Annotated in this window: 11 protein-coding genes; 6 read left to right on the forward strand and 5 right to left on the reverse strand. The window is 32.2% G+C overall.

What is annotated here, in order from left to right; translation table 11 throughout:
• The 3 genes from QZ260_RS08275 to QZ260_RS08285 all read left to right on the forward strand — a co-directional run.
• Positions 1 to 272: T9SS type A sorting domain-containing protein (locus QZ260_RS08275; RefSeq protein ID WP_365969411.1), on the forward strand; the 272-nt coding region annotated here is incomplete at its 5' end.
• 172 nt (positions 273 to 444) lie between these two features.
• Positions 445 to 1356 carry a T9SS type A sorting domain-containing protein gene (locus tag QZ260_RS08280; protein ID WP_295984959.1) on the forward strand — a complete coding sequence of 304 codons (912 nt, stop codon included), beginning with the start codon at positions 445 to 447 and terminating at the stop codon, positions 1354 to 1356.
• Between the two features lie 80 nt (positions 1357 to 1436).
• A complete protein-coding gene (locus QZ260_RS08285; RefSeq protein ID WP_295984961.1) occupies positions 1437 to 2417 on the forward strand; it encodes an acyl transferase in 981 nt (326 codons plus the stop codon).
• Between the two features lie 191 nt (positions 2418 to 2608).
• Here the strand turns inward: QZ260_RS08285 and tyrS are convergent, their stop codons facing one another.
• Complete coding sequence (gene tyrS, locus QZ260_RS08290) at positions 2609 to 3904, reverse strand: tyrosine--tRNA ligase (RefSeq protein WP_295984963.1); 1296 nt, start codon at positions 3902 to 3904, stop codon at positions 2609 to 2611.
• 87 nt (positions 3905 to 3991) lie between these two features.
• Here tyrS and QZ260_RS08295 point away from each other — a divergent pair, with 87 nt between their 5' ends.
• Positions 3992 to 4999 (forward strand): NAD-dependent epimerase/dehydratase family protein, encoded by a 1008-nt coding sequence (locus tag QZ260_RS08295; protein WP_295984966.1) that lies wholly within the window; start codon positions 3992 to 3994, stop codon positions 4997 to 4999.
• Here QZ260_RS08295 and QZ260_RS08300 read toward each other — a convergent pair.
• The 3 genes from QZ260_RS08300 to QZ260_RS08310 are packed head-to-tail and all read right to left on the reverse strand — an operon-like array spanning position 4968 to position 7605.
• Positions 4968 to 5534 (reverse strand): DUF4296 domain-containing protein, encoded by a 567-nt coding sequence (locus tag QZ260_RS08300; RefSeq protein WP_295984967.1) that lies wholly within the window; start codon positions 5532 to 5534, stop codon positions 4968 to 4970. The two genes, QZ260_RS08295 and QZ260_RS08300, sit on opposite strands and share 32 nt — an antisense overlap.
• Entirely contained in the window at positions 5531 to 6877 is a 1347-nt protein-coding gene (locus QZ260_RS08305; protein ID WP_295984969.1) for a dihydroorotase, read from the reverse strand. Before QZ260_RS08305 ends, QZ260_RS08300 begins: the two co-directional genes overlap by 4 nt.
• Complete coding sequence (locus QZ260_RS08310; RefSeq protein WP_295984971.1) at positions 6874 to 7605, reverse strand: polyprenol monophosphomannose synthase; 732 nt, start codon at positions 7603 to 7605, stop codon at positions 6874 to 6876. Before QZ260_RS08310 ends, QZ260_RS08305 begins: the two co-directional genes overlap by 4 nt.
• 121 nt (positions 7606 to 7726) lie before the next feature.
• Here QZ260_RS08310 and QZ260_RS08315 point away from each other — a divergent pair, with 121 nt between their 5' ends.
• Positions 7727 to 8374 (forward strand): DUF4271 domain-containing protein, encoded by a 648-nt coding sequence (locus QZ260_RS08315; RefSeq protein WP_295984973.1) that lies wholly within the window; start codon positions 7727 to 7729, stop codon positions 8372 to 8374.
• A gap of 19 nt (positions 8375 to 8393) precedes the next feature.
• A complete protein-coding gene (locus QZ260_RS08320; protein ID WP_295984975.1) occupies positions 8394 to 9143 on the forward strand; it encodes a uroporphyrinogen-III synthase in 750 nt (249 codons plus the stop codon).
• 62 nt (positions 9144 to 9205) lie between these two features.
• Here the strand turns inward: QZ260_RS08320 and pckA are convergent.
• Positions 9206 to 10708 (reverse strand): phosphoenolpyruvate carboxykinase (ATP) (gene pckA / locus QZ260_RS08325; protein ID WP_295984977.1); only part of this gene is annotated, 1503 nt, incomplete at its 5' end.

Raw genomic sequence — 10708 nt, forward strand, 5'->3', positions numbered from 1 at the left:
AAAACCATGTTATAAATCCCTCTACACAGACAAATATTGAAGGGTTATCTATTTACCCAAACCCTGTCAATAATCAAAGAACCTTTATAAACATTGCATCTAAACTAAGTTTAATTAAAAATATTGAAGTTTTTGATGTATTAGGAAAGCGCGTTTTTACTACCGTTTTATCCGGTAAAGAATTAAATATTTCTAATTTAAGAAAAGGCGTATATATTTTAAGAATTACCGAAAATAACATCAGCGAATCAAGAAAACTTGTAATAAAATAGATAAAAAAATTAATATGCTTAAAAAGCGTTACCAGAAATGGTAACGCTTTTTTTTTGTAAAATGGTTTTTAATCCGATTTAACAACTCTTTATGGGTTTTTGTTTTAATCAATTTTAATTATTCATTAATTATTCATAAATTATGGGCTTAATAATTAATTAATCTCATATTATGAAAAAACTTTACATTTTACTTTTTACAATTTTAATATCTGGCTTTACTTTTGGGCAAATATTAGCAACTGAAGATTTTGCATATGCAGACGGAAGTTTGGTTGGTAATGGAGCTTGGGCAAACCATAGTGGAACTGCTGGTGATCTATTGGTCTCATCTGGACAAGCACTTGTTAATACAGTAGGATCTTCTGAAGATGCAAATTTGCCATTTAGCCCTGTGTCAGGTGTCATCTATTTTGGTATAGATATCACTGTAAATGCTGCTGCTCCAATTACTGGAACTGATTTTGAATACTTCGCACATTTTAAGGATGCTGCTTTTAATTTCGCTGCTCGTGTTGATATAGTCGCTCCTACTGGTGGTGGAGATTTTTCTGTTGGTATTGCTTCAGATGAAAGTACGGCGGATGCTACATGGGCTACTGATTTGACGTTTGGAACAACATATAGAGTAGTAGTTAAATTTGACCAAGCACTTAATATATCTCAACTTTGGGTGGACGCTTCGGCTGAAGGAGATACTTCAATAATGGGTGAAGATAGAGCTGATCCAGGAGATTCAATAGTATCATTCGGTTTACGTCAATCAAATTCATCTGGAGATGAAACTATTTTAGTTGATAATTTAATAGTATCTCAAACTTTTGGAGAAACTTTAGGAACCAAAGAAAACCAAATTGAAGACTTTGCAATGTACCCTAACCCAACTAATTTAGGTTATGTAAATGTTTCTAGTAAAAACAGGGCTGCTATGAGTGTTTCTGTTTTTGATATTATAGGAAAGCAAGTTATTAATAGCGATGTTATTAATAATAGGTTAAATGTATCTCAATTAAAAACGGGTATTTATATTTTAAAAGCACAACAAGGTAATGCAGTAACTACTAAAAAATTAGTGATTCAATAAATTACTTCAATTTTTATATTTAAAGCGTTGCTTCTAGCAACGCTTTTTTATTTTCTATACTTTTGCTTAGGTATTAAAGCATGATAGACACACATTCCATTTTTAACATAAAAAATAAAACTGAATTTGAAGATTTAGCTCTAAACATTTTCAAATATCAATTTGAAAACAATAGGGTTTATAGGTCATTTTGCGATTTGCTATACAAACACCCGAGTGAGGTAAACACTTTAAAAGACATTCCTTTTATACCAATTCAGTTTTTTAAAACGCGAGACGTATTAAGTTCTGACAATAAAATTGAAGCAACTTTTACAAGTTCTGGTTCTACAGGAAGCGAAACCAGTAAGCACCATGTTACCGATTTAAATATTTACCAACAAAGTTTTACGAAGGGGTTTGAACAAGTTTATGGAGCTATTGAAGATTATGCCATTTTAGGCTTGTTACCTTCTTATTTAGAACGTGAGGGATCTTCTTTAATCTATATGGTAGACAGCATGATTAAAACATCTAAGCATCGAGAAAGTGGTTTTTATTTGAATAACCTTTCGGAATTGCAAGAGACATTAACAACATTAGATTCCGAAGGTAAAAAAGTATTACTTATAGGTGTTTCTTTTGCTTTATTAGATTTAGTTGAAACTTATCAGTTCAACTTAAAAAACACCATAGTGATGGAAACCGGTGGTATGAAAGGTAGGCGAAAAGAGCTGATTAGAACAGAGCTGCATGATACTTTACAAAAAGGATTCGGTGTTAAGCATATACATAGCGAATATGGTATGACCGAGCTTTTGAGTCAAGCCTACTCTAAAGGCAACGGTGTTTTTAATTGCCCACCTTGGATGACCGTTTTAACTCGTGATACTGAAGACGCATTAACCATTCAAGAACCAGGAAAAACTGGTGGTCTAAATATTATCGATTTGGCCAATGTGAATTCTTGTTCCTTTATTGCAACCCAAGATTTAGGTAGAACACATCATGATGGTTCTTTTGAAGTGATTGGCCGTTTTGATAATTCTGATATTCGTGGATGCAATCTTATGGTGCTGTAAACTATTGGGTCTTGTTCGTTTTTAGACTTATTATAAAACTGCCCTGATAAAAAAATTAAAGAATAATGATAAATTTTAGTAAGTAATTGAAAATAAATACGACTACATCATCAGCTAAGAATAAAGAAAAATTAATTTTTAGTTGGTTAGTTAAATGTAAAGCCTGAGTGAAACCTCAGGCTTTACTAATTTTAAACAATTTGTAATACAAAGTAATTCTTTTTACCTCTTTGTAATAAAACAAACTTATTATTGATAAGATCTTTTGAAGTGATGCTATAATCGACTGCAACTTTTTCTTTATTTACAGAAATAGAGTTTTCTTTGAGCGCTCGTCTAGCTTCTCCGTTTGATTTTAAAAAGCCGCCTTTTTCAGCTAATGCAGCAATTATATCTAACCCATTCTCAATTTCAGATTTTGCTATTTGAGTTTGCGGCACACCATCAAAAACATCTAAAAACGTTTTTTCATCCAAAGCTTTTAAATCTTCACTTGTAGATTTTCCAAATAGAATATTACTCGCTATTATAGCATTATTTAAATCATCCTTAGAATGCACCATAATTGTGATTTCCTCCGCTAGACGCTTTTGTAACACCCTTAAATGCGGTGCTTCTTTATGCTCCGATATTAAAGCATTAATATCTTCTTCATTTAAAAAAGTAAAAATCTTGATATACTTTTCTGCATCTTCATCACTTGAATTTAACCAGTATTGATAGAATTTATATGGTGATGTTCTGTTAGCATCCAACCAAATGTTTCCGCCTTCAGATTTACCAAACTTCGAACCATCAGATTTTGTAATTAATGGACATGTTATCGCAAAACCTTTTCCGCCAGCAATCCTTCTAATTAATTCAGTTCCTGTCGTAATATTTCCCCATTGGTCGCTTCCTCCCATTTGAATGGAACAATCGTTTTCTTTATACAGATGAAGAAAATCGTAACCCTGCACCATTTGATATGTAAATTCTGTAAAACTCATGCCTTCTGATGAATCAGATGAAATTCTATTTTTAACAGAATCCTTAGCCATCATGTAGTTTACAGTAATATGTTTACCAACATCACGAATAAATTCAAGAAACGAAAAGTCCTTCATCCAGTCGTAATTATTCACGAGTTCTGCTGCATTAGCTTCATTACTTTCAAAATCTAAAAAATGAGCTAACTGCCCTTTTATAGCGTCTTGATTATGTCGAAGTGTTTTTTCATCTAACAAATTACGCTCGTTAGATTTCCCAGAAGGGTCACCGATCATTCCTGTTGCACCACCAACTAAAGCTACGGGCCTATGACCGCAACGCTGATAATGCGCTAAAAGCATAATAGGAACCAAGTTACCAATATGTAAAGAATCTGCTGTAGGATCAAATCCTACGTAAGCACTTCGCATGCTTTTCATTAAATGTTCTTCAGCTCCTGGCATAACCGTATGTATCATGCCTCTCCAAGTTAATTCTTCAACAAAATTCTTTATCATGCTTATTAAATTTTTTCAAAACTATGCAAAGATAAAAATACAGGTATAATTACTCATAGATTCTGAATAATTCTTTAATTTAGTTGCATGATTTTAGTAACAGGAGGGACAGGATTGGTTGGAGCGCATTTACTTTACAGACTTGTTTCTGATAATGAAAAAGTAAAAGCCATTTATAGAAACGAGCGTAAAATTGCTAATACTAAACGTGTGTTTTCTTCTTATACTGAAGATTACAACACGTTATTTAATGCGATTGAATGGATACAAGCTGACCTTTTAGATGTCCCTGCACTTTCTGAAGCGTTTATTGGTGTTACGAAAGTGTATCATTCTGCTGCTTTTGTTTCTTTTGAACCAGATAAATACCAACTTTTACGAAAAACGAATATTGAGGGTACAGCTAATATTGTAAACCTTTGTATCTCAAACAACATTGAAAAACTTTGTTATGTGAGCTCCATTGCAACTCTAAGCAGTACTATAAATACTGAGTTTATTTCTGAAGAAACCGAGTGGAATCCCGAAGATGACAATAGTGTTTACGCCATAACTAAATACGGTGCTGAAATGGAAGTTTGGAGAGGCACTCAAGAAGGACTTGACGCCGTTATTGTAAATCCTGGTGTTATTTTAGGCGCAGGAATTTGGCGTTATGGTACAGGAAGTTTATTTGAAAAAGCACAAAAAGGTTTAAAATATTACCCATCTGGATCACTGGGCTTGATTTCTGTTGATGATGTGATTTCAATTATGATTAAATTAATGCATAGTAGTATAATAAACCAACGGTATGTTCTGGTTGCTGAAAATTGGACGTACAAAGATTTTCTTCAAGCTTTAGCCATTGCAGTTCATTCAAAACCTCCAAAAAAGCTAGCTAGCATTAGTCTTTTAAGTATAGCTTGGAAATTAGATTGGTTGAACTATAAAATTACAGGTAAAAGAAGGCAACTAACAAAGCAAGTAGCCAAGTCTATAAGCACAGAAACACAGTACAATAATGATAAAATAAAAACAGCTTTAAATTATAAATTCAAAGCTATTGATAAAACTATTACCTCTATTGGAGCTCATTTCCTAAATCGGAAATAGGCTCAATTAAATCTTCAATTTCTTCTATACTTTGTTCTAAACGCAAATCTTTAATTTTCATAGAATCCCTTTTTATTAAGGTTCCTAATGAATCTTTATTAGTCAGTGATTTAAGGCGTACTTTTTCTTTTAAAACGAGCTCTAAAGAATCTTCTTCCCTTTTAGTTTGTGCTTTCCACTCTAAAGCTTCCTTTTCTTTTAATTTTGCTTTAAGTTCCTCTAAACTATCAGCTAATTTTGTGTAAATATCTTCATAATCTTCAACATGAAATGCATAATAATTATTGCTTAAAGCGAATTGCAAGCTATCTATTTTGTGCTTTTCGAGAACGTAAGTATTGACATTAAGCCCACTATCTCTCATAACAATTTTGTTTCTTGCACTGGCAGATGTAATAAGTTTAGAATCAATTAAAATATCCACCATTTTATCCTTAGAAATTAGATTCTTTGGTTTTTCTGGACCTCTTAAATTATTACATGCTATTACAGTAAATATTATTCCAACAAATAAAACAAGTCGTTTTAAAATCATCTATTAAAAGTTAATCGTTTGGCAGATTTTATTTTGCTAAACATAGCATTATGATATGCTAAATTACCATTTAAAAAAGTATGTGTAATTCTAGATTTAAAAGTTGCGCCTTCAAATGGAGACCATCCACATTTATATAAAATATTATCTTTAGTAACGGTCCAAGGATTGTTTAAATCTACCAATACTAAATCAGCAAAATACCCTTCTTTAATATAACCTCGCCTTTCAACTTGAAATAGAATAGCAGGATTATGACACATTTTTTCAACTATCTTCTCTAAAGATATTTTTTCTTTATGATACATTTCTAACATAGCAGGTAAGGCATGTTGCACTAAAGGCCCTCCTGAAGGAGCACTTGTATAAACGTTTTTCTTTTCATCAATAGTATGTGGAGCGTGATCTGTAGCTATAACATCTATTCTATCATCTAATAAAGCCTCCCATAATTGATCTCTATCTTCTTTAGTTTTTACAGCTGGATTCCACTTTATGAGCGTACCTTTCTTATCGTAATCCTCATCAGAAAACCATAAGTGATGTATACATACCTCAGCCGTTATTTTCTTTTCTGCTAGAGGGATTTTATTAGTGAATAAATTCGTTTCTTTTCCTGTAGAAAGGTGAAACACATGCAACCTCGCTCCTGTTTTTTTTGCTAATGCAATAGCTTGAGATGATGACAAATAACAAGCCTCTTCACTTCTTATTATAGGATGCTGTTTTATAGGAATATCATCCCCAAATTCGTCAATATGCTTCTTTAAATTTTTCTTTATTGTAGCTTCATCTTCACAATGCACCGAAATAACCATATTGGTGCTTTTAAATATCTTCTCTAAAACTTTTGGATCATCGACCAACATATTTCCTGTTGAAGACCCTAAAAATAATTTTAATCCTGCAACCTGATTAACATCCAGTTTTAAAATTTCATCTAAATTATCATTAGTACCACCAAACATAAACGAATAGTTTGCAGATGATGTATGTGCTGCTATTTCAAATTTTTCTTCTAGTTTTTCAATAGTAGTAGTTTGCGGGTTGGTATTTGGCATTTCTATAAAAGATGTTATACCTCCAGCAATAGCAGCTCTAGATTCGGTTTCAATATCACCTTTATGTGTTAATCCAGGTTCTCTAAAATGTACTTGATCATCTATAACTCCTGGTAAAAGATATTTTCCTTCCGCATCAATAACTAGTACATCAGCAGATTTTGGACTAATTGACTCCCCTACTTGTTTTATACATTCGCCTTCAATTAATATATCTCCATTAAAAATAGTGCCTTCATTAACTATTTTAGCGTTTTTTATAAGTGTGGTTTTCTTTTTCATTGTTTTCGTTTCTTAAATAAACTTTTCAACTTCATAGAAATAACTCCAAAAATGGCTTCAGAAATAATTCCTGAACTTAATTTAGATTCACCTCGCGTTCTGTCAGTAAAAATAACTGGGACTTCAACAATTTTAAACTTTTTTAAATAAACTTTAAACTTCATTTCAATTTGAAACGCATAGCCTATAAACTTTACAGCATCTAAATCAATAGCTTTTAAAACATGTCTTTTATAACATACATAACCTGCGGTAGTGTCATGAATTTTCATACCCGTTATAAGTCGCACATATTTTGAAGCCAAATAAGACATCAACACCCTACTCATTGGCCAATTAACCACATTAACACCAGTTGCATACCTAGATCCAATAGCCATATCGGCACCTTCTTTATGGCACGCATTATAAAGTTTTATAACATCTTTTGGATCATGAGAAAAATCGGCATCCATTTCAAAAATATAATTATAGCCCTTTTTTAAACACCATTTAAACCCATGAATATACGCTGTCCCTAAGCCATATTTTTCTTTTCTGACCTCTAAAAATAATTTATCAGGAAATACGTTTTGAAGTTCCTTAACTTTTAAAGCGGTTAAATCCGGCGAATTATCATCCACAACAAGAATATGAATGGCCGTTGATTGAGAAAATACCGCTTTTATTATAGCTTCGATATTTTCAATCTCGTTATATGTTGGAATAATTACAACAGTATTTAACATACTTCTTTTTTATTGAAACCCTCTTTTTTGATTTAGCAAATGTACATTAATAAGCGTTTATTTATTTTAAATTTTTCTTAATAATACACCCTTATCTTAAAATTTATAATAATTTTGGGGCATGTTTCGTCACATAGTTTCAAACGAGTTATTTACCGTCCTATTAGTTATAGGCTTAATTATTGTAGCTATTGCAAAATTAACATCTCCAAAACGGTTTGATGATTTTATTTTGGTTTTAGCAAACGACAAATACCTAAAAATTTATGCGAGAGATCAGAAATTCTTCGATAAGTTTGATGCTTTATTATTCACTAACTTAATTTTATCAGTTTCCGTTTTCTGTTTTATTGTTTACAAACACATTACTGAAAGCCAAAGTCTTTCAAGCAATACCATGTTTAAATTAACGTTTAGTATTGGTGTTTTTATTTTAATAAAAGTGCTTATTGAGCGCTTAATAGGTAGCCTTTTTGAAATTGATAAACTTATTGACCAATATCTTTTTCAGAAAATAAGTTTTAAAAATTATTTAGGCATTTTATTATTGCCTGTTAACGCACTATTACTCTATTCTTTTCAACCAACAATGCCTATAATTTATGGCATTATTTGTTTATTCTTAGTTGTAAATATTATAGGTTTAATAAGTTCATTTAAAACCCATAATAGCGCAATAAAAGATAACTTATTTTATTTTATTTTGTATCTTTGCGCTCTCGAAATCGCTCCCTATATCATTTTGTATAAGGTGTTTATTGCAGAATAAAGAAAAACTACTTGCGCTTATGAAAGTGAAAACCATTTTAGTATCTCAACCAGAACCTAAAATAGAGAACTCGCCTTACTTCGATTTACAAGAAAAGCAACGCGTAAAAATAGATTTCAGACCTTTCATTCACGTAGAAGGTGTGTCGGCTAAAGAAATTAGGCATCAAAAAATTGATTTAAATAATTACACAGCTATTATTTTAACAAGTAGAAATGCTGTTGATCATTTTTTTAGAATTGCAGAAGAAATGCGTTTTAAGGTTCCAGATGCTATGAAGTATTTCTGTCAGTCTGAAGCTGTAGCTTATTATCTTCAAAAATACGTGGTGTATAGAAAACGTAAGATTTATGTTGGCAAACGTACGTTTGCTGAATTATCGCCTTTAATTAAAAAATATAAGGATGAAAAGTTCTTATTACCAAATACTGATAAGGTAAAACCTGCAGTTCCTGAAATACTTAATACGTTAGGTGTAGACTGGAAACAAGCAACATTTTTTAAAACTGTAGTTAGCGATTTATCTGATCTGGCTAATGTGTCCTATGATGTATTAGTGTTTTTTAGTCCTTCTGGGATTGAATCATTATTTCAAAACTTTCCAGATTTTCAACAAAACGAAACCCGTATAGCCGTATTTGGAAATACAACTATTAAAGCTGTTGAAGAAAAAGGATTACGCGTAGATATTTCTGCACCAACTCCTGAAACACCTTCAATGACAATGGCTTTACAAAAATATATTGAAAAAGCTAATAAAGGAAAATAGACTTTTATTTAGTTACATAAAAAAAGGGGATAATTTTTAAAAATCATCCCCTTTTCTTATACTTAAAATGTATAACGTTGCGGACCACCACGTCTAATCTCTTCGGTACAATGCATTTCAAATTTTTTAAAGTTTTCACGAAACGCATTGGTTAATTTAAAGGCTGTTGTGTAATAAGCTTCATCGTCATTCCAAGTAGCTCTGGGACTTAATACGCTTGTTGGTACACCTGGACAACTTCTTGGTTGAGCTACACCAAATACCGAGTGTATATGGTAATCGTCATAATTATACAAGCCTAAATCGCCATTTAAGACCGCATTAATCATAGCACGCGTATACTTTAATTTCATTCGGGTTCCAACACCATAAGGGCCACCTGTCCAACCTGTATTCACTAACCAAACATTCACACCTGCATCAGTCATCTTTTTACTTAGCATTTCTGCATATTTAGCAGGGTGCAAAGGCATAAAAGGCGCACCAAAACATGCCGAAAATGATGGTTGAGGTTCTTTAACTCCAGCTTCAGTTCCTGCTACTTTTGCGGTATAACCAGATATAAAATGATATGCTGCTTGACTTGGAGTCAACTTTGAAATTGGAGGAATAACTCCAAAAGCATCGGCAGTTAAAAAGAATATGTTTTTCGGGTTTTTACCTATAGATGGTATTTGTATATTTTCAATATGGTCAATTGGGTAGCTAACTCTTGTATTTTGGGTAATAGATGTATTTTCAAAATCAACATCGCCATTATCATTTAAAATTACATTTTCAAGAATCGCTCCTTTTTTAATGGCATCATAAATTTCAGGCTCATTGTCTCTAGAAAGATTTATCACTTTTGCATAACAACCCCCTTCAAAATTAAAAACAGTGTTTTCGTTAGTCCAACCGTGCTCATCATCCCCTATTAAACTTCTATTTGGGTCTGTTGATAATGTTGTTTTTCCAGTTCCTGATAAACCAAAGAAAATAGCAGTATCACCGCCAGAACCAATATTAGCACTGCAGTGCATTGGTAAAGTGTTTTTAAATACCGGTAATATAAAATTTAAGGCAGAAAAAATACCTTTTTTAATTTCGCCTGTATAACCCGTTCCGCCAATTAACGCTATTTTTTTAGTAAAATTTAGAATCGCAAAATTGTGTTGACGTGTTCCATCTACCTCAGGGTCTGCCATAAAACCAGGAGCATTCACAACCGTCCATTCCGGGTTAAAGTTTTTTAATTCGTCTTCAGTAGGGCGTAAAAACATATTAAAAGCGAACTGATTACTCCACGGATATTCATTAATAATACGAATATTTAGTTTATAATCTTTATCAGCACAGGCATAACTATCTCTAACAAAAAGCTCTTTTTCAGATAAATAGTCTACAACCTTATCATATAATTTATCAAATTTTTCAGGCTCAAAAGCAATATTAATATCACCCCACCAAACACGGTCTTTTGTAATATCATCTTTAACAATAAACCTATCCATAGGAGAACGCCCTGTAAACTCACCTGTATTTACTGCCAAAGCTCCAGATGATGCCTCAACTCCAAGTCCTTT

Source organism: uncultured Algibacter sp. (assembly GCF_905480415.1).
Taxonomy (GTDB): domain Bacteria; phylum Bacteroidota; class Bacteroidia; order Flavobacteriales; family Flavobacteriaceae; genus Algibacter_B.

Bases quoted from the DNA above. Each gene is read 5' to 3' on its own strand.
- QZ260_RS08280 (WP_295984959.1), top strand. From the start codon at position 445: ATGAAAAAACTTTACATTTTACTTTTTACAATTTTAATATCTGGCTTT.
- QZ260_RS08285 (WP_295984961.1), top strand. From the start codon at position 1,437: ATGATAGACACACATTCCATTTTTAACATAAAAAATAAAACTGAATTT.
- tyrS (WP_295984963.1), bottom strand. From the start codon at position 3,904: ATGATAAAGAATTTTGTTGAAGAATTAACTTGGAGAGGCATGATACAT.
- QZ260_RS08295 (WP_295984966.1), top strand. From the start codon at position 3,992: ATGATTTTAGTAACAGGAGGGACAGGATTGGTTGGAGCGCATTTACTT.
- QZ260_RS08300 (WP_295984967.1), bottom strand. From the start codon at position 5,534: ATGATTTTAAAACGACTTGTTTTATTTGTTGGAATAATATTTACTGTA.
- QZ260_RS08305 (WP_295984969.1), bottom strand. From the start codon at position 6,877: ATGAAAAAGAAAACCACACTTATAAAAAACGCTAAAATAGTTAATGAA.
- QZ260_RS08310 (WP_295984971.1), bottom strand. From the start codon at position 7,605: ATGTTAAATACTGTTGTAATTATTCCAACATATAACGAGATTGAAAAT.
- QZ260_RS08315 (WP_295984973.1), top strand. From the start codon at position 7,727: ATGTTTCGTCACATAGTTTCAAACGAGTTATTTACCGTCCTATTAGTT.
- QZ260_RS08320 (WP_295984975.1), top strand. From the start codon at position 8,394: ATGAAAGTGAAAACCATTTTAGTATCTCAACCAGAACCTAAAATAGAG.